The 26,132-nt window shown below is 68.3% G+C and carries 20 protein-coding genes, 1 rRNA gene and 1 riboswitch; of the genes, 3 read left to right on the top strand and 18 right to left on the bottom strand.

Annotated elements, in window-relative coordinates:
- Positions 1-96 precede the first annotated feature (96 nt).
- Genes KUM44_RS20580 through kdpF form a run of 6 tightly spaced genes read right to left on the bottom strand, consistent with a single transcriptional unit; the run spans position 97 to position 7,879 of the window.
- Entirely contained in the window at positions 97-2,640 is a 2,544-nt protein-coding gene (locus KUM44_RS20580) for a DUF4118 domain-containing protein (RefSeq protein ID WP_217209664.1), read from the bottom strand.
- A gap of 2 nt (positions 2,641-2,642) precedes the next feature.
- Entirely contained in the window at positions 2,643-3,326 is a 684-nt protein-coding gene (locus KUM44_RS20585) for a response regulator (protein ID WP_217209666.1), read from the bottom strand.
- A gap of 3 nt (positions 3,327-3,329) precedes the next feature.
- A complete protein-coding gene (locus tag KUM44_RS20590) occupies positions 3,330-3,962 on the bottom strand; it encodes a potassium-transporting ATPase subunit C (protein ID WP_217209667.1) in 633 nt (210 codons plus the stop codon).
- A 28-nt stretch (positions 3,963-3,990) separates the two neighbouring features.
- The gene (gene kdpB / locus KUM44_RS20595) at positions 3,991-6,120 is read right to left on the bottom strand and encodes a potassium-transporting ATPase subunit KdpB (protein ID WP_217209668.1); all 2,130 of its coding nucleotides are present in this window, start codon (positions 6,118-6,120) and stop codon (positions 3,991-3,993) included.
- Positions 6,120-7,781 (bottom strand): potassium-transporting ATPase subunit KdpA, encoded by a 1,662-nt coding sequence (gene kdpA / locus KUM44_RS20600; RefSeq protein ID WP_217209669.1) that lies wholly within the window; start codon positions 7,779-7,781, stop codon positions 6,120-6,122. Before kdpA ends, kdpB begins: the two co-directional genes overlap by 1 nt.
- An 8-nt stretch (positions 7,782-7,789) precedes the next feature.
- The gene (gene kdpF, locus KUM44_RS20605; protein ID WP_016434100.1) at positions 7,790-7,879 is read right to left on the bottom strand and encodes a K(+)-transporting ATPase subunit F; all 90 of its coding nucleotides are present in this window, start codon (positions 7,877-7,879) and stop codon (positions 7,790-7,792) included.
- A 936-nt stretch (positions 7,880-8,815) separates the two neighbouring features.
- Here kdpF and KUM44_RS20610 point away from each other — a divergent pair.
- Positions 8,816-10,777, top strand: coding sequence for an amino acid transporter (locus tag KUM44_RS20610; RefSeq protein ID WP_217209670.1), 1,962 nt, complete (start codon positions 8,816-8,818; stop codon positions 10,775-10,777).
- Between the two features lie 197 nt (positions 10,778-10,974).
- Positions 10,975-11,400: a hypothetical protein gene (locus KUM44_RS20615; RefSeq protein WP_254389806.1), complete on the top strand. Its 426-nt coding sequence runs from the start codon at positions 10,975-10,977 to the stop codon at positions 11,398-11,400.
- Positions 11,401-11,852: 452 nt separating this feature from the next.
- On the opposite strand, the gene gcvP is transcribed toward KUM44_RS20615, so the two are convergent.
- Positions 11,853-14,738: an aminomethyl-transferring glycine dehydrogenase gene (gene gcvP, locus KUM44_RS20620; RefSeq protein WP_217209671.1), complete on the bottom strand. Its 2,886-nt coding sequence runs from the start codon at positions 14,736-14,738 to the stop codon at positions 11,853-11,855.
- A gap of 176 nt (positions 14,739-14,914) precedes the next feature.
- A riboswitch (glycine riboswitch) is annotated at positions 14,915-15,011 on the bottom strand.
- Between the two features lie 124 nt (positions 15,012-15,135).
- Between gcvP and KUM44_RS20625 the strand changes: the two genes are divergently transcribed.
- Entirely contained in the window at positions 15,136-15,543 is a 408-nt protein-coding gene (locus KUM44_RS20625) for a PRC-barrel domain-containing protein (RefSeq protein WP_217209672.1), read from the top strand.
- Positions 15,544-15,666: 123 nt separating this feature from the next.
- Here the strand turns inward: KUM44_RS20625 and KUM44_RS20630 are convergent, their stop codons facing one another.
- The 11 genes from KUM44_RS20630 to rrf all read right to left on the bottom strand — a co-directional run.
- Positions 15,667-17,166, bottom strand: a complete 1,500-nt coding sequence (locus tag KUM44_RS20630; protein WP_217209674.1) for a DNA polymerase IV — start codon at positions 17,164-17,166, stop codon at positions 15,667-15,669.
- 116 nt (positions 17,167-17,282) lie between these two features.
- The gene (locus tag KUM44_RS20635; protein ID WP_217209675.1) at positions 17,283-17,942 is read right to left on the bottom strand and encodes a MerR family transcriptional regulator; all 660 of its coding nucleotides are present in this window, start codon (positions 17,940-17,942) and stop codon (positions 17,283-17,285) included.
- A 280-nt stretch (positions 17,943-18,222) separates the two neighbouring features.
- Positions 18,223-18,696 (bottom strand): bifunctional nuclease family protein, encoded by a 474-nt coding sequence (locus tag KUM44_RS20640; RefSeq protein ID WP_004002801.1) that lies wholly within the window; start codon positions 18,694-18,696, stop codon positions 18,223-18,225.
- A gap of 85 nt (positions 18,697-18,781) precedes the next feature.
- Positions 18,782-19,519, bottom strand: a complete 738-nt coding sequence (locus tag KUM44_RS20645) for a MerR family transcriptional regulator (protein WP_217209676.1) — start codon at positions 19,517-19,519, stop codon at positions 18,782-18,784.
- Between the two features lie 41 nt (positions 19,520-19,560).
- Entirely contained in the window at positions 19,561-20,466 is a 906-nt protein-coding gene (locus KUM44_RS20650; protein WP_217209677.1) for an FHA domain-containing protein, read from the bottom strand.
- Between the two features lie 61 nt (positions 20,467-20,527).
- Complete coding sequence (locus KUM44_RS20655) at positions 20,528-21,367, bottom strand: DUF881 domain-containing protein (RefSeq protein ID WP_217209678.1); 840 nt, start codon at positions 21,365-21,367, stop codon at positions 20,528-20,530.
- 5 nt (positions 21,368-21,372) lie between these two features.
- Positions 21,373-21,705, bottom strand: coding sequence for a small basic family protein (locus tag KUM44_RS20660; protein WP_003988855.1), 333 nt, complete (start codon positions 21,703-21,705; stop codon positions 21,373-21,375).
- On the bottom strand, positions 21,702-22,613 hold the full coding sequence (locus KUM44_RS20665) for a DUF881 domain-containing protein (protein ID WP_217209679.1): 912 nt from the start codon (positions 22,611-22,613) through the stop codon (positions 21,702-21,704). Before KUM44_RS20665 ends, KUM44_RS20660 begins: the two co-directional genes overlap by 4 nt.
- A gap of 95 nt (positions 22,614-22,708) precedes the next feature.
- On the bottom strand, positions 22,709-25,204 hold the full coding sequence (locus KUM44_RS20670) for a mannose-1-phosphate guanyltransferase (RefSeq protein WP_217209680.1): 2,496 nt from the start codon (positions 25,202-25,204) through the stop codon (positions 22,709-22,711).
- 115 nt (positions 25,205-25,319) lie between these two features.
- Positions 25,320-25,928 carry a CDP-alcohol phosphatidyltransferase family protein gene (locus KUM44_RS20675; protein WP_217209681.1) on the bottom strand — a complete coding sequence of 203 codons (609 nt, stop codon included), beginning with the start codon at positions 25,926-25,928 and terminating at the stop codon, positions 25,320-25,322.
- A 109-nt stretch (positions 25,929-26,037) separates the two neighbouring features.
- Positions 26,038-26,132, bottom strand: a 5S ribosomal RNA gene (rrf, locus tag KUM44_RS20680); the annotation flags it as partial.

Here is a 26,132-nt window from a genome sequence, read left to right on the forward strand (position 1 = left end):
CAACTGGCGAACCTTACGCCGTGCCCGACAGCCCCCGTCGCGGGCACGCGCAGCGCCAACTTGCCGCTCCGGTGGGGGCCAGGGCCGGCTCGGCAGCTACGAAGCCACCACGGCCGGGGTCTCCGGCTCCCCCGGATTCCGTCCCCGCGCCATCCGCAGGCTCAGCACCATGGTGAGCCCGCCGCCGGGTGTGTCCTCGGCGTTGATCGTGCCGCCCATCGCCTCGGCGAAGCCGCGGGCGACCGCCAGGCCGAGCCCGACTCCCGCGCCGCGCGGGGCGTCGCCGTAGCGCTGGAAGGGCTCGAAGATGCGCCCCTTGGCGTCGTCGGGGACGCCTGGCCCGCGGTCCACCACCCGGACTTCGACACGGTCGGCGATGGCGCTGGCAAAGACCAGCACCGGCTCGTCCTGGCGGCTGTACTTGACGGCGTTCTCGACGACGTTGGCGACGACGCGCTCCAGCAGGCCCTTGTCCACGGAGACCATGGGCAGGGTCTCCGGGATGTCCAGTTCCACACTGTCCTCCGGGACCCCGCCGAGCGCCATCGGCACCACCTCGTCGAGGTCGATCTCGCGGATCAGCGTCGTGACCGTGCCGGTCTGGAGCCGGGACATGTCCAGCAGGTTGCCGACCAGGTGGTCGAGGCGGTCGGCGCCCTCCTCGATCGCCTCCAGCAGTTCCGCCTGGTCCTCCTCGGACCACTCGACGTCGTCCGAACGCAGCGAGGAGACCGACGCCTTGATACCGGCGAGCGGGGTACGCAGATCGTGGCTGACGGCGGCCAGCAGGGCCGTACGGATCCGGTTGCCCTCGGCCAGTTCCTTGGCCCGGTCGGCCTCGTGCCGCAGGCGCCTGCGGTCCAGGACGACCACGGCCTGGGCGGCGAAGGCGGCGAGCACCCGGCGGTCCTCGGCGGGCAGTATCCGGCCGGTCAGCGCGAGGGCCATGTGGTCGCCGACCGGCATGTCGGCGTCCGCGTCGTCGGGGCTCTGGCAGGGGCGGGGGCCCACGCTGCCCGCGCAGGTCCAGGGGGCGACGTCGCTCTCCCGTTCCAGCAGGGCCACCGACACCATGCCGAAGGTCTCGCGGACGCGTTCGAGCAGCGCCTCCAGGCTGGTCTCGCCGCGCAGCACGTTCCCGGCGAGGAAGGAGAGGATCTCCGACTCGGCGCGCAGCCGGGCCGCCTGATGGGTGCGGCGGGCGGCGAGGTCGACCACGGAGGCCACCGCCACCGCCACTCCGATGAAGATCGCGATGGCGACCATGTTCTTCGGGTCGGCGATGGTCAGCGTGTGGACGGGCGGAGTGAAGTACCAGTTCAGCAGCAGTGAGCCCACCACCGCCGACGCCAGCGCCGGCAGCAGGCCGCCGAGGAGTGCCGCCGCCACCGTCAGTGTCAGGTACAGCAACATGTCGTTGGCGAGGCCGACTTCGGGCGCGACATGCGTCAGCAGCAGGGTGAGGAGGACCGGGCCGAGCACTCCGACGAGCCAGCCCCGGACGATCCGTGACCGGCCGAGGCGTGTTCCCCGGGCGACGGGAAGTCCGCGCCCCTTGCCCGCCTCGTCGTGGGTGATCAGGTGGACGTCGAGGTCGGGGCCGGAGTCCCGGGCGACCGTGGCACCGACGCCGGGTCCGAGGACGTACTGCCAGCTCTTGCGGCGGGAGACGCCGAGGACGATCTGGGTGGCGTTCACTCCGCGGGCGAAGTCGAGCAGGGCCATGGGGACGTCGTCGCCGACGACGTGGTGGAAGGTGCCGCCGAGGTCCTCCACCAGGCCGCGTTGCACGGCCAGTTCCTTCGGTGACGAGGACGTCAGTCCGTCGCTGCGGGCGATGTAGACGGCCAGTACCTCGCCGCCCGCGCCCTTCTCCGCCAGCCGTGCGGCGCGGCGGATCAGGGTCCGTCCTTCCGGGCCGCCCGTGAGACCTACGACGATGCGTTCCCTGGACCCCCATATCGTCGAGACCTCGTGCTCGCTGCGGTAGGCGTTGAGGTACTCGTCGACCCGGTCGGCCACCCAGAGCAGGGCCAGTTCGCGCAGCGCGGTGAGGTTGCCGGGGCGGAAGTAGTTGGAGAGGGCCGCGTCGACCTTGTCGGGCCGGTAGATGTTGCCGTGGGCCATGCGCCGCCGCAGCGCCTGGGGCGACATGTCGACCAGCTCCATCTGGTCGGCCCGGCGGACCATCTCGTCGGGCACGGTCTCCTGCTGCCGTACGCCGGTGATGGACTCGACGACGTCGCCGAGGGACTCCAGGTGCTGGATGTTGACGGTCGATATGACGTCGATGCCCGCCGCCAGCAGCTCCTCCACGTCCTGCCAGCGCTTGGCGTTGCGCGAGCCGGGGATGTTGGAGTGGGCCAGCTCGTCGACGAGGGCCACCCGGGGCCGGCGGGTCAGGACGGCGTCGATGTCCATCTCCGTGAAGGAGGTGCCCCGGTACTCCAGTTCCCTGCGCGGGGTCTGTTCCAGGCCGTGCAGCATCACCTCGGTGCGCGGCCGGCCGTGGTGCTCCACGAAGGCGACCACGCAGTCGGTGCCGCGCTCCACACGCCGGTGTGCCTCGGACAGCATCGCGTACGTCTTGCCGACGCCCGGTGCCGCACCGAGATAGATCCGAAGCTTGCCGCGTGCCATGTTCACCCTTCGAAGCGGTAACCCATGCCGGGTTCGGTGACGAGATGGCGGGGGTGTGAGGGGTCCGCCTCTAGTTTTCGGCGCAGTTGGGCCATGTAGACGCGCAGATGGTTGGTCCTGCCGCTGCGGGAGCTGCCCCAGACCTCCTGAAGCAGCTGCTTCTGGGTGACGAGGCGGCCGGGGTGGGTCACCAGGATCTCCAGCAGATGCCACTCGGTCGGGGTGAGGCGTACTTCGCGGCCGCCCCGTACGACCTTTTTGGCCAGCAGATCGATGGTGAAGCCGGCCGTCGCCACCTGCGTCGCCCCGGGGAACGGGGAGGTGTGCTCGGTGCGGCGGACGGCGGCCCGCAGCCGGGCCATGAGCTCGTCCATGCTGAAGGGCTTGGTGACGTAGTCGTCGGCACCGGCGTCGAGTGCGGCCACCTTCTCGGCGGAGGCCGGCCGGGCCGACAGCACCAGGATCGGCATACGGGACCAGCCGCGCATGGCCCTGATGACGTCGAGGCCGTCCATGTCGGGCAGGCCGAGGTCGAGCATGACGACGTCCGGCTGACGCGCGGCCGCCAGCCGGAGGGCCGTGGTGCCGTCGGGCGCCGCGTCCACTCCGTACCGGCGTGCCTGCATGGTGATCACGAGTGCTCGTACCAGCTGGGGGTCGTCTTCCACGACCAGCACCCGGGTCATCGGTCAGTCGCCCTTTGTCAGTTCCCTGAGCGCGACGTTGAGTTCGAGGACGTTCACACGCGGCTCCCCGATGAAGCCGAGGGTGCGTCCGTCGGTGTGCTCGTCGACCAGCCTCTGCACCTGGGCGGCGGTGAGGCCGTTCCTCTCGGCGACCCGATGGACCTGGAGATCCGCGTACTGCGGCGAGATGTCGGGGTCGAGTCCGGAGCCGGAGGACGTGACCGCGTCGGCCGGCACGTCGGTCGGCCCGACCTTGTAGTCGGCGGTGGAGTTGTCCTTGACGACCTTGGCCTTCGCCGCCTTCACCCACTTGATCAGCTCGGGGTTGTCACCGGACCGGTTCGTGGCGCCGGACAGGATCAGCGAGTACTGGGTGTTGACCGAGTTCACACCCAGTCCGTTGGCCGGGCGGGGCTGGAAGTAGTCCAGGCTGTAGCCCTGTTGGCCGATCAGCGAGGAACCGACGACCTTGCCGTCCGCCTCGATCTGCGAGCCGTTCGCCTTGTTGTGGAAGAGGGCTTGGGCCACCCCTGTGACGGCCAGCGGATAGACCACGCCGGTGAGCACGGTCAACACCAGCAGCGCCCGCAGGCCCGCGGCCAGCAAACGACCGGTGTTCACAACGGAGTTGTTCATGATGGTTGTTCACCACGCTTCTGAGGGATTACAGGCCGGGGATCAGTGAGATGAGCAGGTCGATGAGCTTGATGCCGATGAAGGGCACGACCAGGCCGCCCAGCCCGTAGACGGTGAGGTTCCGGCGCAGCATCTTGTCGGCGCTGACCGGCCGGTACTGCACGCCCTTCAGGGAGAGCGGCACCAGCGCGACGATGATCAGCGCGTTGAAGATGACGGCCGACAGGATCGCGGAGTCCGGCGAGGACAGGCCCATGATGTTGAGCTTGTCCAGACCCGGATGGACGGCCGCGAACAGCGCCGGGATGATCGCGAAGTACTTGGCGACGTCGTTGGCGATCGAGAACGTCGTCAGCGCACCGCGCGTGATCAGCAACTGCTTGCCGATCTCGACGATCTCGATGAGCTTGGTCGGGTTGGAGTCGAGGTCGACCATGTTGCCGGCCTCCTTGGCGGCCGACGTACCGGTGTTCATCGCCACGCCGACGTCGGCCTGCGCGAGCGCGGGCGCGTCGTTCGTGCCGTCACCGGTCATCGCGACCAGCTTGCCGCCGGCCTGTTCCCGCTTGATCAGCGCCATCTTGTCCTCGGGAGTCGCCTCCGCCAGGAAGTCGTCGACGCCCGCCTCCTCGGCGATGGCCTTGGCGGTCAGCGGGTTGTCGCCCGTGATCATGACGGTCTTGATGCCCATACGGCGCAGTTCCTCGAACCGCTCCCGCATGCCCTCCTTGACGACGTCCTTGAGGTGGACAACGCCCAACACCCGTGCTCCGCCGGCGTCTTCGACCGCGACCAGCAGCGGGGTGCCCCCTGCCTCGGCGATGCGGTCGGCGAGCCGGTCCGCGTCGTCGGCGACCGTGCCGCCCTGCTCCCGCACCCAGGCGACGACCGACCCGGCGGCGCCCTTGCGGATCTTGCGCCCGTCGACATCCACACCCGACATCCGGGTCTGGGCGGTGAAGGCGATCCACTCGGCACCGGCCAACTCGCCCTGATGGCGCTCGCGCAGACCGTACTTCTCCTTCGCCAGGACGACGACGGAACGGCCCTCGGGCGTCTCGTCGGCCAGCGACGACAGCTGCGCGGCGTCCGCGACCTCGGCCTCCGTCGTCCCGCTCACCGGCACGAACTCGGCGGCCTGTCGGTTGCCGAGGGTGATGGTGCCGGTCTTGTCGAGCAGCAGCGTGGAGACGTCACCCGCCGCCTCGACTGCCCTGCCGGACATGGCGAGTACGTTGCGCTGGACCAGGCGGTCCATGCCCGCGATGCCGATCGCAGAGAGCAGAGCGCCGATCGTGGTCGGGATGAGGCAGACCAGCAGGGCGACCAGCACGACCAGCGTCAGGTGCGTGCCCGCGTAGTCGGCGAACGGCGGCAGAGTCGCCACGGCCAGCAGGAAGACGATCGTCAGGGACGCGAGCAGGATGTTCAGTGCGATCTCGTTCGGCGTCTTCTGCCGGGCCGCACCTTCGACGAGGTTGATCATCCGGTCGATGAAGGTCTCACCGGGCTTCGTCGTGATCTTGATGACGATCCGGTCGGAGAGCACCTTCGTGCCACCGGTGACCGCCGAACGGTCACCGCCGGACTCACGGATGACCGGGGCCGACTCCCCGGTGATCGCCGACTCGTCGACCGAGGCGACGCCCTCAATGACGTCGCCGTCACCGGGGATGATGTCACCGGCCTCGCAGACGACCAGGTCACCGATGCTCAGCTCGGTGCCGGCCACCTGCTCCTCACGGTCGCCGACGAGTCGGCACGCCACCGTGTCGGTCTTGGCCTTGCGCAGGGTGTCGGCCTGGGCCTTGCCGCGGCCCTCGGCGACGGCCTCCGCCAGGTTGGCGAAGATCACCGTCAGCCACAGCCAGACACTGATCGTCCAGCCGAACCAGTCACCCGGGTCCGCGAAGGAGAAGACGGTGGTCAGTACGGACCCGATCCACACCACGAACATCACGGGCGACTTGACCATCACCCGCGGGTCCAGCTTGCGGAAGGCGTCCGGCAGCGACCTGACCAGCTGCTTCGGATCGAAGAGGCCCGCGCCGACACGGCCTTCGGGAGACTTGTGCCCGGTGGGTACGTCGCTGTGCGGCGCCCGGGTGGGAGTGGCTGTGGACATGGAGTCCTCGTGATTCGTTACGTCGGTGCTCATCACGCCAGCCCCTCGGCCAGCGGACCCAGCGCCAGGGCGGGGAAGTACGTCAGACCGGTGATGACGATGATCGTGCCGACCAGCAGACCCGCGTACAGGGGCTTGTCGGTGCGCAGCGTGCCCGCAGTGGCCGGAACCGGATTCTGCTCGGCGAGCGAGCCGGCCAGCGCCAGCACGAACACCATCGGCAGGAAGCGGCCGAACAGCATGCACAGGCCGAGCGTGCTGTTGAACCACTGCGTGTCCGCGTTCAGACCTGCGAAGGCCGAGCCGTTGTTGTTGGAGGCGGACGTGTAGGCGTAGAGGATCTCGGAGAATCCGTGCGCCCCGCTGTTGGTCATCGAGTTGGCCGGGGTCGGCAGCGCCATCGCGAAGGCGGTGAAGACGAGCACCAGGGCGGGCGTGATGAGGATGTAGCAGGCCGCGAGCTTGATCTCACGGGTGCCGATCTTCTTGCCCAGGTACTCGGGCGTACGGCCGACCATCAGACCGGCGATGAACACCGCGATGATCGCCATGATCAGCATGCCGTAGAGGCCGGAGCCTGTACCACCGGGCGCGATCTCGCCCAGCATCATCCCGAGCATGGCGATGCCGCCGCCGAGGCCGGTGAAGGAGGAGTGGAAGGAGTCCACAGCACCGGTCGAGGTGAGCGTGGTCGACGTCGCGAAGATCGACGACGCTCCGACGCCGAACCGGACCTCCTTGCCCTCGTACGCCCCGCCCGCGAGGTCGAACGCCGGGCCGTGGTGGGCGAACTCGGTCCACATCATCAGGGCGACGAAGCCGACCCAGATGGTGCCCATGGTCGCGAGGATCGCGTAGCCCTGCCTGACCGAACCGACCATCAGGCCGAAGGTGCGGGTCAGCGCGAACGGAATGACGAGGATCAGGAAGATCTCGAAGAGGTTCGAGAACGGGGTGGGGTTCTCGAAGGGGTGGGCGCTGTTGGCGTTGAAGTAGCCGCCGCCGTTGGTGCCGATCTCCTTGATGGCCTCCTGCGAGGCGACCGCACCGCCGTTCCACTGCTGCGATCCGCCCATGAACTGCCCGACCTCGTGGATGCCGGAGAAGTTCTGGATCGCGCCGCAGGCCACCAGAACGACCGCGGCGACGGCCGCCAGCGGCACCAGGATGCGTACGACACCCCGCACCAGGTCGGCCCAGAAGTTGCCCAGTTCACCGGTACGCGAGCGTGCGAACCCGCGCACGAGGGCCACCGCAACGGCGATGCCCACGGCCGCGGAGACGAAGTTCTGCACGGCCAGACCGGCGGTCTGCACGACGTGGCCCATGGCCTGCTCGCCGTAGTACGACTGCCAGTTGGTGTTGGTGACGAACGAGACGGCGGTGTTGAACGCCTGGTCCGGGTCGATGGACTTGAAGCCGAGCGAACCGGGCAGGACGCCCTGGAGCCGCTCCAGCAGATAGAGGAAGAGGACACCGACGACAGAGAAGGCGAGGACGCCGCGCAGATACGCGGGCCAGCGCATCTCGGTGTCGGGGTTGGCACCGATGCCCTTGTAGATCCACTTCTCCACACGCCAGTGCTTGTCGGAGGAGTAGACCCTGGCCATGTAGTTACCCAGGGGTATGTAGGCGAGGGCCAGCGCGCCGATCAGGGCCAGCAGCTGGAGGACGCCGGCGAGGACGGGACCCATTTCTTGGCTCAGAACCTCTCCGGGAAGATCAGGGCGAGGACGAGATAGCCCAGCAGGGCGACGGCCACGACGAGGCCGACGATGTTCTCGGCGGTCACAGCTTCGTCACCCCCTTGGCGACGACAGCCACCAGCGCGAAGCACGCGACCGTGATGACGACGAAGGCCAGATCGGCCATCGTGGACTCCTGGAGTGGGGTTCGGTCGGACAGAGACGATTCGAGGAAACAGCTCGCGCAGCCGGATTCGGCCGCCGTTGACGCGTCCCTTACGGCGCTCTACGCGGCTTTGACGAGACTCATACGCGAGCGGCAGTGAGGGCAGGGGCCCGGTCAGGGCAGGGCGGGGCAGAGCCAGGCAGGGCAGGGCGGGGCAGAGCCAGGCAGGGCAGGGCAGGGCGGGGCAGAGCCAGGCAGGGCAAGGCGGGGCGCCCCCAGGGCAAGCGGAACCCAGTCGGCAGAAAACCGCCGCGCCGGTCTCCCGCTGCCACGCCCTCTCCGGCTCCGTCTCGGCGATCAGCACGGTGACCGGCCGGCCGGTTCGGACGCGATGACGGCACGGACGTAGGCGCCGATGGGACGGCCCAGACAAACTGCGCCGCTCACAGACCAGCCGCACCACCGGGCACCCCCGCCTCCCGCTCGGCCCAGGACCGCTCCAGCAGCGGCAGGTCGACAACACCGCGGGGTCCATGCGGAGACACCGGCGAGCCGCGAATGACGCCCGTCGACACCAGCCGCAGGAGCCACCCCACCCCGCCAGAAAGCACACACACCATGACGCTGCGTATCCGCCCCGCCCCACAAAGGCCGGCCGCCCACCTCCCTTACCTCCCAGTCGGCCCAGCCATCCCCGACCAGCACCGGAACGCGCATCTGAAGGTGCGGCCACGGCCGACATGCCGAGTCTTAACGGAAGCTTGACGCCCCCAGAGCCCCGATCCGCAGGCCCCTGCGTCACTCTCTGCTTACGCTGGTGCCGCCGTCCGCGTGATGGCCGGAACCACGCGCCGACCCGCACCTCAGGAGCACGCCGATGGCCACGACCGAACACCCCCCGCCCAGTCGCCTGCGCGCCTGGATGCTGGAGGGCCTGTCCGACATGGGCAAGGGCCATGCCCGCGAGGAACAGCAGGCCGAGACCGAGTCCAAGCTGGAGCACAAGGGCCAGCCCTGGTACCGCGTCATGTGCCTCACCGGCGTCGACTACTTCTCGACCCTCGGCTACCAGCCGGGCATCGCGGCCCTCGCGGCCGGCCTGCTGTCACCCATCGCCACGATCGTGCTCGTGGTCGTCACGCTGGCAGGGGCCCTGCCCGTGTACCGGCGCGTGGCCGAGGAGAGCCCCCACGGCCAGGGCTCGATCGCGATGCTGGAGCGGCTCCTGACCTTCTGGAAGGGCAAGCTCTTCGTCCTGACCCTGCTCGGCTTCGCCGCCACCGACTTCCTGATCACCATCACCCTGTCGGCGGCCGACGCCTCGACGCACCTGGTCGAGAACCCGCATCTGAACAGCGCCCTGCACGACAAGCAGATGCTGATCACCCTCATCCTCGTGGCCCTGCTCGGCGCGGTCTTCCTCAAGGGCTTCCTGGAAGCGATCGGCGTCGCCGTAGCCCTGGTCGGCGCCTACCTCGTGCTGAACGCCGTCGTGGTGGCCGTAGGCCTCTACCACGTCGTCACCGAGGGACACGTCGTGACCGACTGGTCCAATGCCCTCACGGCCGAGCACGGCAACATCTTCGTCATGATCGGCGTGGCCCTGATCGTCTTCCCCAAACTCGCGCTTGGCCTCTCCGGTTTCGAGACCGGCGTCGCGGTGATGCCGCACGTCAAGGGCGACCCGGGCGAGACCGAGGAGCAGCCGAAGGGCCGGATCCGGGACACGAAGAAGCTGCTCACCACCGCCGCGCTGATCATGAGCTGCTTCCTGATCGCGACGAGCTTCATCACCACGCTGCTGATCCCGGAGAAGGAGTTCGAGTCGGGCGGGCAGGCCAACGGCCGCGCGCTGGCGTTCCTCGCCCACGAGTACCTCGGTGGCGCCTTCGGCACGGTCTACGACGTCTCGACGATCGCCATCCTGTGGTTCGCCGGCGCCTCCGCCATGGCCGGCCTGCTGAACCTGATGCCGCGCTATCTGCCCCGCTACGGCATGGCCCCGCACTGGGCCAGGGCCGTCCGTCCGATGGTCATCGTCTTCACCCTGGTCGCCTTCCTGGTCACCTGGATCTTCGACGCGGACGTCGACGCACAGGGCGGCGCCTACGCCACCGGCGTGCTGGTCCTCATCAGCTCCGCCGCCATCGCCGTGACCATCGCGGCCCGCGAGGCCGGTCAGCGCAAGTGGTTCATCGGCTTCGCGGTCATCTCTGCGGTGTTCCTGTACACCACCGTCGTGAACGTCATCGAGCGCCCCGACGGTGTGAAGATCGGCGCCTGCTTCATCGCCGGCATCATTCTGGTCTCCCTCCTGTCCCGACTGGCCCGTGCCTTCGAGCTGCGCGTGACCGACGTGGCGCTCGACGACATGGCGGAACGTTTCGTCAGGGACATAGCCAGCCGCAGGATCCGCTTCATCGCCAACGAGCCCGACCGCCGGGACAAGGCCGAATACCGCGACAAGATCGAGCAGATCCGTGCCGACAACGACGTCCCCGACCAGGAGGACTTCGTCTTCGTCGAGGTGACGGTCACCGACCCGTCCGAGTTCGAGGCCGGCCTGACCGTACGCGGCGAGGTCCTGCACCACCGCTACCGCGTCCTGACCCTGGAGTCCTCCTCCATCCCCAACGCCCTGGCCGCCCTGCTCCTGCACGTCCGCGACACGACTGGCTGCATCCCGCACATCTACTTCGAGTGGACCGAGGGCAACCCCTTCGCCAACTTCCTGCGCTTCTTCCTCTTCGGCCAGGGCGAGGTGGCCCCGGTCACCCGCGAGGTGCTGCGCGAGGCCGAGCCGGACCGGGACCGCCGGCCCCGCGTGCACACCGGCTGAAACGGCCGCGCCCATCAGGATCGCGTCAAGATTGCACCGTAAGGCGTCAGAGCACCGCAGGAGCAGAGCCGTTCCGGCGCCTTGACCCCTACCGTCTGCACTGTGCAGGGAAGCGGACCGCGTCCGGCCCCGACCGGCGACCGCCACTGGCGTGGCAGTGCCCGGTTCGCCCTGGCTGCGCTCTGCTGTTCCTGGGCATGACCGTGCTGGTCGACCTGGACGGGGACACCCTGACCCCGGCCCGCACCCTGCTCTGGCTGGCCCTGACCGCCCTGCTCTTCACGATCCTCTTCCCCCAGCGCGTCACCGCGGGCCCGGGCTGGCTGGAGGTACGCGGCCTCGTACGCCGACAGGCCGTGCGCACGGACGAACTGGTCGCCGTACGTCGGCACGGCCGCGTCACCGCCCTCCTCACACTCCGCGACACAGACGGCTGCCGCCTGGACCTGGACCCACGCATCCTGATCGCCAACCCATTCCTCTGGCACGAACTGGACACCGGAGTCCGCCGCTCCCGCGAACGCGGAACCCTCCTCGAAGGCTCCGACGTACTGGAGCAACTGGCCCACCAGATCGACGACACAACGGCCCAGGCCGTACTCAGAGCCTCAGGCTTCTCCTGAACACCACGCCGCACCGACCACCGCTTCCACCCGACGATCCCCCCGACGCCCTGGCCGGAGGGGCGTTGCTTCAGGCAGCGGCCCAGGAATCTTCAGCCTGTCCGGCGTTTGAGGACGAGGCCCTTCGGGCCGAAGCGGGGGTCCAGGGGGCGGCAGCCCCTGGCGGGGTCGAAGGGGGCGGAGCCCCTTCAAGGGATGGGAAGGGTAGGGGCGGGGGCGAGAAAACCGCCCGTCGTAACGGACCGCCGGCCCTACAAGATCGGCCAGGCGACATCGCCGCACGCACCGCCATCGCATCGCATCGGTCAAGACCAGAGGTAGCGCTGACAACAACATGAACCGCACAAGGGCTCCGCCCCGGCCACACACGACCGGAACGGAGCCCTCCAGATTGCCTGCACCCGCAGCGTCGCCGCGCGAACGGCTTCCCCTACGAACGAACCCCGCGAACGTCAGCCCTCGTAAGCATCCATCGGCGGACAAGAGCACACCAGATTCCGGTCTCCGAAGGCCTGATCAATCCGCCGCACCGGCGGCCAGTACTTGTCGGCGACCGACCCCCCGGCCGGGAACACAGCTTCCTCACGGCTGTAAGCGTGCCCCCACTCCCCACCCAGCGCACCGGCAGTATGCGGAGCATTCCGCAGCGGATTGTCCTCGGCCGGCCACTCCCCCGCCCCGACCTTCTCGATCTCCGCCCGAATAGCGATCATCGCCTCGCAGAACCGGTCGAGTTCGCTCAGATCCTCGGACTCGGTCGGCTCGATCATCAGCGTCCCCGCCACCGGGAACGACATCGTCGGCGCATGGAAGCCGTAGTCGATGAGCCGCTTGGCCACGTCGTCGACGCTCACCCCGGTCGCCTTGGTCAGCGGCCGCAGATCGATGATGCACTCGTGCGCGACGAGCCCGCCCGGCCCGGTGTAGAGCACCGGGTAGTGCGGCTCCAGCCGCTTGGCGATGTAGTTGGCGGACAGCACGGCCACCTGCGTGGCCCGCTTGAGCCCCTCGCCACCCATGAGCCGCACGTACGCCCACGAGATCGGCAGGATCCCCGCGGAGCCCCAGGGCGCGGCCGAGATCGGCCCGACACCCGTCTCCGGCCCGGCGGCAGGCTGCATCGGGTGGTTCGGCAGATACGGCGCCAGATGCGCCCGCACACCGACCGGCCCGACACCCGGACCGCCACCACCATGCGGAATGCAGAAGGTCTTGTGCAGATTCAGATGCGAGACGTCACCGCCGAAGTGCCCCGGCTTGGCAAGCCCCACCAGCGCGTTGAGGTTGGCCCCGTCGACGTACACCTGCCCGCCGGCCTCGTGTACCTGCGCACAGATGTCGGCGACATGCTCCTCGAACACCCCGTGCGTCGACGGATACGTGATCATGAGCACCGACAGCTCGTCCCGGTGCTTCTCGATCTTCGCCCGCAGATCCTCGACGTCGATCTCACCGTCCTCGGCGGTCTTCACGACGACGACCTTCATGCCGGCCATCACGGCGCTGGCCGCATTGGTGCCATGGGCGGAGGACGGAATCAGACACACGGTCCGCTGCTCGTCGCCGTTGGCCCGGTGGTACCCGCGTACGGCGAGCAGTCCGGCCAGCTCACCCTGCGACCCGGCGTTGGGCTGCAACGACACCTTGTCGTACCCGGTGACCTCGGCGAGACGTTCCTCCAGCTCACGGATGAGCGTCAGATAGCCCTGCGCCTGCTCGGCGGGTGCGAAGGGGTGCAGCTGCCCGAACTCCGGCCAGGTGACCGGCTCCATCTCCGTCGTCGCGTTCAGCTTCATGGTGCAGGACCCCAGCGGGATCATGCCCCGGTCCAGCGCGTAGTCGCGGTCGGCGAGCCTGCGCAGATAGCGCAGCATCGCGGTCTCGGAACGGTACTGGTGGAACACGGGATGCGTGAGGAACTCGTCGCCGCGCAGCAGCCCGCCCGCCAGCGCGTCCTCGGTCACCGCGTCCAGCGCCTCGATGTCCCCCTCGACCCCGAACGCCGTCCATACGGCGCCCAGCTGGGCCCGGTTCGTGGTCTCGTCGCAGGCGACGGACACATGGTCGGCGTCGACGAGATACAGGTTGACGCCGTTCTGCCGGGCGGCGGCGACGATCTCGGCGGCCTTCGCCGGCACCCGCACGGTCAGCGTGTCGAAGTAGGAGCCGTGCACGACCTCGACCCCACCGGCAGCGAGCCCGGCGGCCAGGACGGAGGCGTACCGGTGCGTGCGCCGGGCGATGCCGCGCAGCCCCTCGGGCCCGTGGTACACGGCGTACATCCCGGCCATGACGGCGAGCAGCACCTGAGCCGTACAGATGTTGCTGGTGGCCTTCTCCCGCCGGATGTGCTGCTCACGCGTCTGCAAGGCCAGCCGATACGCCTTGTTCCCGTCCGCGTCCACGGACACACCGACGAGCCGCCCGGGCAGGCTGCGCGCGAACCTCTCGTGTACGGCCATGTAGCCGGCGTGCGGCCCGCCGAAGCCCATCGGCACACCGAAGCGCTGCGTCGTCCCGACCGCGATGTCCGCCCCGAGCTCACCGGGCGACCTCAGCAGCGTGAGCGCGAGCAGATCGGCGGCGACGGTGACGAGGGCGCCGAGCTCGTGGGCCTGCTCGATGACGGGCTTGATGTCGCGTACGACACCGGAGGCACCCGGGTACTGAAGGAGCACGCCGTTGATCTCACGGGAGGCGACATCGGCCGGAATCCCACCACTGAGGTCGGCGACGACAACCTCGACCCCCGTGGGCTCGGCCCGGGTCTCGATCACGGCGATGGTCTGCGGAAGCACATCCGCGTCGACCAGGAACAGCCCCTTCTTGTTCTTGCCCATGCGCCGGGACAGAGCCATGGCCTCGGCCGCGGCGGTCCCCTCGTCGAGCAGCGAGGCACCGGAGGTCGGCAGCCCCGTGAGGTCGGCGACCATGGTCTGGAAGTTGAGCAGCGCCTCGAGCCGCCCCTGCGAGATCTCGGGCTGATACGGCGTGTAGGCCGTGTACCAGGCCGGATTCTCCATGACGTTCCGCAGAATGACCGGCGGCGTGAAGGTCCCGTAGTAACCGAGCCCGATCATCGAATCGAGCACCTGATTGCGATCGGCGAGCGACCGCAGCTCGGCGAGCACCTCGGCCTCGGTACGCGCTCCCGGCAGATCAAGAGAGTCGGCGTTCTTGATCACATCCGGCACGGCGGCGGCGGTGAGCTCGTCGAGCGAGCCGTATCCGACGTGGGCGAGCATCTTGGCCCGAGCCTCATGATCAGGACCGATGTGACGCTGCTCGAAAGGGATCCCCTGTTCGAGCTCGGAGAGCGGAATGCGATGGGCGGTCATTGCGGAGGCCTCCTGGTCTGACACGACCTTCGAGGGGCACCACGGCGCGGGTACCCGGACGGCCTCCCCCTCTGTCATCTCAACCTGAGAGCTTCACCGGGTCGCCACAGAGCGCCCGGCTTTCACCGTCGGTGAGAGCGGAAGCCGTCGACACCCGCCCTGCTTTCCAGAGTGACCTCGTCCGTGCGGTACGTGTGCCTGAGAGATTCCGGGGAGGATTTGCTCCTTCGGCGCCTCCGGATGGGGTCCGGAGGACTCTCCCGCACGGGGTCAGCAGCCGCTAGCCAGCCTACCAGCGGGGTCAACGCACGGACCTTCGAGTGGCCGCGCTCACCAATCTGCCTTTTCGTAGTGCTTACGACTACTTTCGGATGAATTGCGACCAAGTGGAGGGCCCGTGCAGACCGACATCGATCCGCGCAATCTGATCGGCCGCAAGGCTTTCGACCGCAACGGCACCAAGATCGGCACCATCGACGAGGTCTACCTCGACGACGCGACCGGAGTGCCGGAATGGGCAGCAATACGCACCGGCCTGTTCTCCCGCGACGCCTTCGTCCCCCTGGAGCCCAGCGAACTGGTGGAGGGCAGCCTCCACATCCCCTTCGACCGCGCCCTGATCAAGGACGCCCCCGACTTCGGCGTGGGCCGCCACCTCTCCCCCGAACAGGAACTCCAGCTCTACCACCACTACGGCCTCGACGTAGCCCCTCCGCCCCCATCCCCGGACCGGGACTTCGGCAACGTCGCAGGCCTGGAAACCCCAGAAGGCAACGGCCCCAGACCAACCCACCCCCACTCCTGACCACGCTGCCCGCCGGCGCAGCACGAGCACCACGCCAGGTGGGACCCCCGGCATGCCTGACAACCCCACGAATCCTCCGCGGTCGGCAAATGCCGCGCGCCCACTTCTCCAACCCGCGCGTCCCTACCCCCTCCTGACCGGGCCCAAGGGCACGTCCCCCACTGCACCCTCCCCCGCCTCCCGCACCAGTCCAGCCCCCTTCACCGCTAAGGCCCCAGCAGCCCCAGACTCACCTGTTCCCTCACCTCCCCCAGTTCCTCCAGCTCTTCCAGGTCCCGCAGGCCTGGCCCGCACCAACGGCAACGGCTCCGCCCCCTCCAGCCCCGGATCATCAACCCGAAACGTCCGCACCCGCCCCGGCTCAGACGACTCAGGAGTCTCGAACCGCACGGTCACCCGACCAACGCCACTCCCCTGCACCCACCCGTGCCCGTACTCGACATGCCGCACATCGTGCCCCGCGACCCACCGCCGCTCCACAGGCTCCGCCACCCGCTCCTCACCAGCCGGCTCCTCCTCGCCGTCCGCCACGGAGTGCTCCGCACTCTCCCCCGCCACCTGCGCGAACAGATCCTCCTGCGTGTAGTCGGCCAGCCCGCTGACCCCCACCCCCAGCAGCCGTACCCCACCCGTCGTGTCCACAGATTCGAGCAGCCGAGCCGCAGCCTCCCGCACCACCGCCGGATCGTCCGTGGGCCCACGCAGTGTCTCTGAACGGGTCAGCGTGGAGAAGTCGTACCTGCGCACCTTGAGGACGATGGTCCGCCCGGACAACCCCGCCCCCCGCAGCCGCTGCACACACCGGTCGGCCAGTCGCTGCACCTCCAGCCCCACCCGCACCCGGTCATGGATGTCCACGTCATATGTGTCCTCGACCGACACCGACTTGGCCTCCCGCTCGGCGACCACGGGCCGATCGTCATGCGCCAGCGCCATGGCATACAGGGCATGCCCATGAGCCTTGCCCAGCAGGCGTACGAGCTCGTCCTCCCCTGCCTCGGCGATCTCGTCCACCGTGTGGATCCCAGCCCGTCTCAGATGGTCCCCTGTCGCCGGCCCCACCCCGGGCAAGGTCCGCACCGACATCGGCCCGAGCAACGCCCGCTCCGTCCCCGGCTCGATCACCACCAGCCCATCGGGCTTGGCCTGCTCCGAGGCGATCTTCGCGAGCATCTTGGACGCGGCCAGCCCCACCGATCCCGCGAGCCCCGTGACCGCCCGTATGTCGGCGCGCAACCTCGCCCCCACCAAGCGCGCCGACTCCTCGTCCCAGGCCGCACCCCCCGCCTCCAGATCCACGAAGGCCTCATCCAGACTCAACGGCTCCACCAGCGGCGACAACTCCCGCAGCAGCGCCATGACCTGCTCGCTGATGTCCCGGTAGATCCCGAAGCGCGGCACGAGATACGCGGCATTCGGCGCCAGCCGACGCGCCTGGGCCATGGGCATCGCCGAGTGCACCCCGAACACCCGGGCTTCATAGGAGGCGGTGGCGACGACTCCCCGCGGCCCGAGCCCGCCCACGACCACGGCCTTCCCGCGCAGGCTCGGCTTGGATGCCTGCTCCACCGAGGCGTAGAAGGCATCCATGTCGAGATGCAGGATCGTAGGCGCGTTCCTCACATCTCCGATGCTGCCTCACGCCACTGACAATGCCCCGCTACGACCGCCCGATCCACGGACCGCTCCACCACCCACCGCCTCGAACCGGCCAGGGAGTGCACCTCAGTACAACGGGCTCAGACCGCCCGGTTGCGCCGCCGAGCCAGCTCATCCGCCGGATTGTGCCCGACCAGCGTCTCCCCGGTGTCGATGCGCTCCCCGTGCAGCTGCGACAAGGCGCTCTCGACGTCCCGCCACACCACACCCACGGCGATCCCGAAGATCCCCTGCCCACCCTGAAGCAGCGCGTGCACCTCGTCCGGGGACGTGCACTCGTACACCGTCGCACCGTCGCTCATCAGCGTCATGCGCTCCAGATCGCGAAAGCCCCGCTCTCGCAGATGCTGGACAGCGGTACGGATGTTCTGCAACGACACACCGGTGTCGAGGAACCGCTTGACGATCTTCAGGACGACGACGTCCCGAAAGCTGTACAGCCGCTGCGTCCCCGACCCGTACGCGGGCCGCACACTGGGCTCGACCAGGCCGGTGCGCGCCCAGTAGTCCAGTTGCCGATAGGTGATGCCGGCGGCCGCACACGCCGTCGGACCCCGGTAGCCGATCTGCTCGGTCTCCATGGACGCCGCCCCTCCGCCGCTGCTCGGCACGGCCGTCGGTCGCTGCGGAGCGTGATCGGCCGCGCTGCCCTGAAGCGGGCTGCCGTGAAGCGGGTACGGGCCGCTCACCCCGAGACGTCCGGGGGCACCCCCAGCCGTACCGTCGCCGCTGCTGCTCACGCCGACCTCCGTCCTTGACCTGCCTTCTCGACGGTAGGCAGTCACCAGGGGTGCGTCAACGATCGCCACACTCGGCACGCCGAGTGATAATCACCCTAGGAGTGGTTTCCCGTGCCCCACCGCGGGGAAAGGCTAGCCGAATGTGCTCGGAGCGGGCCGCAGGACGCTCTCCCTGACCGCTGGCAAAAGCCGGCATTTGAGTTGTGACCGACTGTGGGCCGGACCCCGGTCCGCGAGTCCGCCTGATCGCCGCCCACGTCTCCTCACTGGCTTCGGGGCCTCACTGGCTGCTGGTGCCGAAGTCCTCGGGCGAGATCTGGTCGAGGAACTCGCGGAACTTCTCCACCTCGTCCTCCTGCTCGTCCGGGATCGCGATGCCGGCGTCGTCGAGCACCCCGTCGCTGCCGTAGATCGGCGTTCCGGTGCGCAGGGCCAGCGCTATGGCATCGGACGGGCGGGCGCTCACCTCGACGCCGCTGGCGAAGACCAGCTCGGCGTAGAAGACGCCCTCACGCAGGTCCGTGATGCGCACTTCGGTCAGCTCCTGGCCGACGGCCTCCAGCACGTCCTTGAACAGGTCGTGGGTCAGCGGTCGCGCGGGGGCCATGCCCTGCTGGGCGAAGGCGATCGCCGTCGCCTCCCCCGGCCCGATCCAGATGGGGAGGTAACGGTCGCCTCCCACTTCACGCAGGAGCACGATCGGTTGGTTGGAGGGCATTTCGACCCGGACACCTACGACATCGAGCTCGTTCACACAGCAACCCTAGGCCGTGCTCGGGACGTTTGGGTAGTCGGGCCGAGAACGGGTGGCCGATCCGGCCTTCCTGTGCATGCCCCGCTCAGGGCAGCCGCACCCCGAGAGCGGTCTGCACCAGCGCGGCATGCAGCTTCACGGTGAGGCCCGCCAGCTCCTTGGCACGCGCCTCGGCGTGAGCCCTGGTCTGCGGGTTGCGATGCCGCCTCAGCGGCGCCACGACCTGGTCCACGAGCCCGGCCTCGCGGTCGGCGGCGCCCTTCATCACCCGCAGATGCCTTGGCTCGATCCCGAACCGCCCCAGCTCGGCGACGAGCCCGGCCACCGTGACCGCCTCCGCGTCGTAAGCCCCGTCCGGCAGCGGAGTGATCAGTCCGTACGACTCCCACTCCGCGAGCTCCTGCTCGCCGATCTCGGCAGCGGCGAGCAGCGCGGCCCGCCCGATCCGGGCCGCCGTGGGCGCCTCAACGGACTCCAGGACCGTTTCTCCATCACGCTGGCGGCACACGGTCGGCAGCGCGGCGGCCTCACCGCGCTCCATGGCGTCCAGGTGCTCGCGGATCACCTTGAGCGGCAGATAGTGGTCCCGCTGCATCCGCAGCACATGGCCGAGCCGCTCGACGTCCTGCGCGCTGAACTTGCGGTACCCCGAGGGGGTCCGCTGCGGCTCGACGAGACCCTCCGACTCCAGAAAGCGAATCTTGGAGATGGTGATGTCAGGGAACTCCTCGCGCAGCACGTTCAGCACCGCGCCGATGCTCAGCAGCCGACTGTCCCTGGCGGCGATGCCGTGCCCGGCACCGCCGCTCGGTGTTTTCAGCATGGACCTTCCCTGGTTCTCCCCGGACGGGCTCCGGGGGAGGGTCAGTAGCCCCGCTGGCTCGCGTAGAAGACCAGCCGGTACTTGCCGATCTGCACCTCGTCGCCGTTGTTCAGAGCGACCTGGTCGATCCGCTCACGGTTGACGTACGTGCCGTTCAGACTGCCGACGTCGGCCACCGTGAACGAGCCGTCCTGCGCCCGGCGGAACTCCACGTGCCGGCGCGAGACCGTGACGTCGTCCAGAAAGATGTCACTCTGCGGGTGGCGCCCGGCCGTGGTCAGATCGCCGTCCAGCAGGAACCGGCTGCCCGAGTTCGGCCCACGGCGCACCACCAGCAGCGCGGAGCCCAGCGGCAGCGCGTCCACGGCGGCCTGAGCCTCGGGCGACAGCGCCGGGATCGGAGTCTGACCGGTGGTCTCGGCGTCGTAGGCCTCCAGACCGGAGATGGAGATCGTGGAGGTCGTCTCGGACGGACGCTCGGGCGTCGCACCGGCTCGCAGCGGCGCGCCACAGTTGGAACAGAAGCGGCTGTTCTCCGCGTTGCGGTTACCGCACCTCGTACACACCAGGGCCGACATCGGGGAAAACCCTCCACCCGTACTTGAGGTTGACGGTTGCCCGAAACCTATGCCGCCGGACTGGCCAGGGTCAACCGACGGCGCGCCCTGACCTCCGGAAATGTCACCGCCCGGCCCAGGGACCTGGTCCCGGAACAGGGGGCGCTGGCCCTCTTCGTCCCCCTGTGCGCGGTGACGAGCGGTCGCGTTGTCGCTACCCTCTCGCGCGCTCTTGCCGAACAACTTCGCAAACAACTTCACGGGCGATTCCCCTTGACCGAAACAGACCCGCCCGTGGGGCAGGACGAACCCTGACTGCACTCTCTGACCGACCCGGACATCCTCACAACGTCCGTCTCCACCAGACAGTTTCCACCACGCACCACCCATTCGGTGCGCCGACCCCCCGCAACCTCATGCCCTCGCCGGACGTCCCCCATGCACCCCCGGTTCACTGCGAGGACGACCGAGCGTAGTCAGGCCGCTTCGCCGCTCGCAAGGCGTCCACGACGATCTTGTCCGACCTCTCGATGGTCACGGTGGCCTGCTCCTTCTCGAGGGTCTGCACCACGCCTCCAGGGATGTTGAGCGCCGGTTCGAGGTCCTGCGGCTTGCCGATGACCTTGAAACGAACGGGAGCGTTGATCTTGTTCCCGTCGACGCTCACGCTGTTGCCCGCATCCGTCAGATAGGTGTCGGCGACGACGCGCACGCCGTTCACCTGGATCGCTTCCGCGCCGGCGGCGCGCAGCTCCTGGATCGCGTCGAGCAGCATGTCCGCTTCGACCGTCCCCTTCGTGTCCTCGATGGTCATGGTGATGCCGGGTCCCTGCGCGCCCACCGTGCCCGCCAGAATGCCGAGTTGCCTCTCCTTCTCGACCGTCTGCCTGCGGGCCTCCTCGGCCTGGTTCGAACTGTTCTCCAGCTCGTCGCGCTGCTTCTCGAGACCCTGCTTCTCGTCCTCAAGACGCTGAGTACGGTCATCCAGTTCATCGAGGATGCGAACGAGATCTTCCTGACGTGCGCCGCGCAGGGCACTGTCACCGTCACTGTTCGACGCGACCTGGACGGCCAGACCGAAGCCGAGGCCGAACAGCAGCAGGGCGACGATGAGTTGGGCCCTGGTGACCCGGAGCGGCCACAGCCCCTTCGCCAACCGCTGCCGGCCGGTCAGCTGGGGCGACTGCACCTCTGGGGCGCCGCCCACGGCCTCCGTCGCCTCCGCGGCCCGGACCTCCTCGGGCAGTTCCTTGCGCAGCCTGTTCTCAGCGGTCTCGTCGTGGTTGCTCATCGGCCTCACGCCCGGAACACGTGCCGACGGATCGCCGCGGCGTTCGAGAAGATACGGATGCCGAGCACGACGACGACACCGGTGGACAGCTGGGCCCCCACGCCCAACTTGTCGCCCAGGAACACGATCAGCGCGGCCACGACCACGTTGGACAGGAACGACACGACGAAGACCTTGTCGTCGAAGATGCCGTCGAGCATGGCCCGCAGGCCGCCGAACACGGCGTCCAGAGCCGCCACGACGGCAATCGGCAGATAAGGCTCGACGACCGCCGGAACCTCAGGCCGGACCAACAGGCCGGCCACGACTCCCACGACGAGGCCCAGTACGGCGATCACGATGTGCCCTTCTCGGTTTTCTCGGTGTTCGGCTGTGCGGTACGTACGATCACACTCGGTGCGGCGGGCAACCGGAGGTCGTCCTCCACGGAGATGCTGGTGCGGATGCCGTACTCCTCGCGCAGTGCATCCAGGTACAGCCCATTGGCGCTCGCCTGGAACCTGTCGCGGAGCCGCTCCCCGTCCCCCACCGCGAGCACGGCGTACGGCGGGACCAGCGGCTTGTTGTCGACCAGTATCGCGTCGCCCGCCGCCCTGATCGCGGAGAGCGCGGTCAGCCGCTGCCCGTTGATGGCGATGGCCTCGGCACCGGACTCCCACAGCCCGTTGACCACGCGCTGCATGTCCCGGTCCTTGACACGGCCGGTGTCGGAGAATCCCGACGTCCCGCGCGGGTCGCCGTCGGCGCCGGTACCGGCCTCCTTGGCGTCGTTCACGACCAGCTTCACGCCAGGCCCGTGCACCTCGACTGAGCCGGCCAGGATGCCCACGAGCTCCGACTGGTCGCTGCCGCCGGTCGCCTTGAGCGCCTCCCGCTGCCGCGCGCTGACATCGTCACGCAGCTTGTCGACGCTCTCTTCCAACCGATCCGCCGCCGCGGTCTCACGGTCGATACGGTCGACGAGTTCCTCGCGCTCCTTGGCCACGACGGGCGCCGCGACCCGCGCCTGCGCGGCGCCCACGGTCACCACGAGCGCCGCGAGCACCAGTCCGGCTGCGAGCCCCAGCTTCGCCCTGAGCGTCTTCGGCAGGCCGCCCTCGCCGGCGGCCTTCTTACGGGCGGCCGCCTCGGCATAGCCGTCGTCGAGGCTGTGATCCATGACGTTGGTGAGCAGCGACATGGACGCGTCCGGACGCGGGGGGCGCGTAGGTGTGCTCCGAACGGGGGGCTGCGGCATGCCGCACATCGTCGCACGTCGCCACCGATACCTCCGAATGGCCCCACCGGCGTGCCGGACGGGCCCCTTGAGGAGGCCCGTCCGGCACGCGCGTGGTCCGTGCTTCAGTGACCGGCGCTGTCCACGACCGCCGCCCATTCATCGAGCAGGGCCTGTGCGGACGCGTCGTCCGGCCCTTCCGCCCACAGATGCGTGACCGCCTCCGCCGGGTCGGGAAGGACCATCACCCAACGCCCGTCGGTCTCCACGACCCGCACACCATCAGTTGTGTCGACAAAGCGATCTCCGGCAGCTTCCACGACCCGCCGCATCACAAGCCCCTTGACGGCCCACGGAGTCGCAAGATCCCGCTTGATGACATGTGCCCGCGGGATCCGCGCATCGATCTGGCTGAGCGTGAGCTGCGTACGCGCCACCAGGCCGATCAGCCGCACAAAGGCCGCCGTACCGTCGAAGACGCTGCTGAACTCCGGAACGATGAACCCGCCCTTGCCGTCACCACCGAAGATCGTCGTGTCATCGCGGCCGACCCGGGTCAGGTCGTCCGGCGAGGTCGTCGTCCACTCCACCTGCGTCCCGTGGTACGCCGCCACCTGCTCGGCGATCCTCGTGGTGGTCACCGGAAGCGCCACGCGGCCACTGCGCCGCTCTGCGGCCACGAGGTCCAGCATGACCAGCAGGGCACGGTCGTCCTCGACGATCCGCCCCTTCTCGTCGACCAGCGACAGCCTCTCGCCGACCGGGTCGAACCGCACGCCGAACGCCGCCCGGGCGGAAGCCACGATCTCTCCCAGCCGCACCAGCCCCGACCGCCGCGCATCCGCCGACTCCGTGGGCCTGGACTCGTCGAGCCCGGGATTGATGGTCAGCGAGTCCACACCGAGCTTGCCGAGCAGACTGGGCAGCACAAGCCCCGCACTGCCGTTCGAGGCGTCGACGACGACCTTCAGCCCCGACTCCGAAATCCCCGTCGTATCGACGTTCCGCAGCAGCGATCCGGTGTAGGAGTCGAAGACACTGGCCGGAAAATGCAGGTCCCCGATCTCACCCGGGAACGCACGCCGGTACTCCTGCCGCGCGAACACCCGGTCCAGCTTCCGCTGACTGCCTTGCGACAGGTCGGCTCCTCGCCCGTCGAAGAACATGATGTCCACGGAATCCGGCACTCCGGGCGTCGTCCGGATCATGATCCCACCGGCACTACCCCGCGCGGTCTGCTGCCGCGCCACGGGCAGCGGTACGTTCTCCAGGTCGCGTACGTCGATGGCGCTGGCCTGCAACGCGGAGATCACCGCCCGCTTCAACGCCCGGGCACCACGGGAGTGGTCGCGGGCCGTCGTGACGGTGGACCCCTTCTTCAGGGTCGTCGCATAAGCGCCGGCAAGGCGAACGGCAAGCTCGGGCGTGATCTCCACGTTCAGGATCCCGGAGACACCACGGGCCCCGAAGAGATGCGCCTGGCCCCTGGACTCCCAGATCACCGAGGTGTTGACGAAGGCGCCGGCCTCAATGGTCTTGAACGGATAGACCCGCACATTGCCCTGGACGATCGATTCTTCACCGATCAGGCACTCGTCCCCGATGACCGCGCCGTCCTCGATCCGGGCGGCGCGCATGATGTCGGTGTTCTTTCCGACGACGCAACCCCGCAGATTGCTGTGCTGCCCGATGTACACGTTGTCGTGGACGACAGCCTTATGCAGAAACGCCCCGCTCTTCACGACGACGTTCGATCCCACGACAGTGTGCTCCCGGATCTCCGCACCGGCCTCGACCTTGGCATAGTCCCCGATGTAGAGAGGTCCACGCAGAACGGCATCCGGATGCACCTCGGCGCCTTCCGCCACCCACACACCCGGGGAGATCTCGAAGCCGTCGATCTCGACGTCGACCTTGCCCTCCAGGACGTCGGCCTGCGCCTTCACGTAGCTCTCGTGAGTACCGACGTCCTCCCAATAGCCTTCCGCAACGTACCCGTAGATCGGCTTGCCTTCCTTCATCAACTGCGGGAAGACATCGCCGGACCAGTCCACGGGAACGTCGGCCTCGACATAGTCGAAGACCTCGGGCTCCATGACGTAGATACCGGTGTTCACGGTGTCCGAGAAGACCTGCCCCCAGGTCGGCTTCTCGAGGAAGCGCTCGACCTGTCCTTCCTCATCCACGATCGTGATACCGAATTCCAGTGGATTGGGTACACGCGTCAGACAGACCGTGACCAGCGCACCCTTTTCCTTGTGGAAATTGATCAGCTCGGTGAGGTCGAAGTCGGTCAGGGCATCACCGGAGATGACAAGGAAAGCATCGTCCTTCAACGCCTCTTCGGCGTTCTTGACGCTTCCGGCGGTACCGAGTGGCTTCTCCTCATTGGCATAGCTGAGCTCCATTCCGAGCTCTTCACCGTCGCCGAAGTAGTTCTTGACCAGAGAGGCCAGGAACTGCACTGTCACGACGGTCTCATTCAGACCATGCCTTTTGAGCAGCCTCAGAACGTGCTCCATGATCGGCCGGTTGGCCACCGGCAGGAGCGGCTTGGGCATGCTTGAGGTCATGGGACGAAGGCGCGTGCCTTCACCCCCGGCCATCACGACGGCCTTCATGTCGGAAGCGTCCTCCTCGAAGAGACGACGGTTTAGCCGACTTCACCCGTCCAGATTGTCCCGCACTTTTCCACTGCGGGCCATCGAGCCGCTACGGCCGCTTCAATCCGCGAGTTCAATCGGCCATGGCGTCCGCACGGACCAGACGGCGGACTTGTACCACGTAGAGGACTCCTGCCCACCAGTACAGCGTCGTACCCCATCCGGCGAACGCCCATCCGAAAATAGCAGCCAGTGACGGGATCCATCCACTTCCGTCACTGAGCAGCAACAGCGGGAAGGCATACATCAGGTTGAAGGTGGCGGCCTTGCCAAGGAAGTTCACTTGCGGCGGCGGATAGCCATGCCGCCTGAGGATGCCCACCATGATCAGCAGAACCAGCTCACGCGCCAAAAGTACAGCCGTCAACCAGACGGGCAGAATCTCGCGCCAGGTGAGACCGACCAAAGTCGAGAGAATGTAGAGCCTGTCGGCCGCGGGGTCGAGAAGCCGGCCGAGGCTGCTGATCTGGTTCCAGCGCCGCGCGAGCTTGCCGTCCAGGTAGTCACTGACGCCACTCAAAGCCAGCACCAGGAGTGCCCAGCCGTCACTCTGCGGCCCACCGAACTCAGGCCTGAGAATCAGCCACAGGAACAGCGGCACGCCAAGTAGCCGCGCCATGCTGAGGATGTTGGGGATGGTGAGGACCCGGTCCGTCTGAACGCGAGTCTCCTGGACCTCCACCCGGGGGCCTCCTGTGGGAAACGTACTGAAGATGCCCCCTGACCCTACCTCAACGCAAAAAAGCTCTGGCCCTCGGGCTGTAAGCCCAAGAGCCAGAGCTCTAAAAGGAGTTCGGCGGCGTCCTACTCTCCCACAGGGTCCCCCCTGCAGTACCATCGGCGCTGTAAGGCTTAGCTTCCGGGTTCGGAATGTAACCGGGCGTTT

This window comes from Streptomyces sp. AC550_RSS872 (assembly GCF_019049285.1).
Taxonomy (GTDB): domain Bacteria; phylum Actinomycetota; class Actinomycetes; order Streptomycetales; family Streptomycetaceae; genus Streptomyces.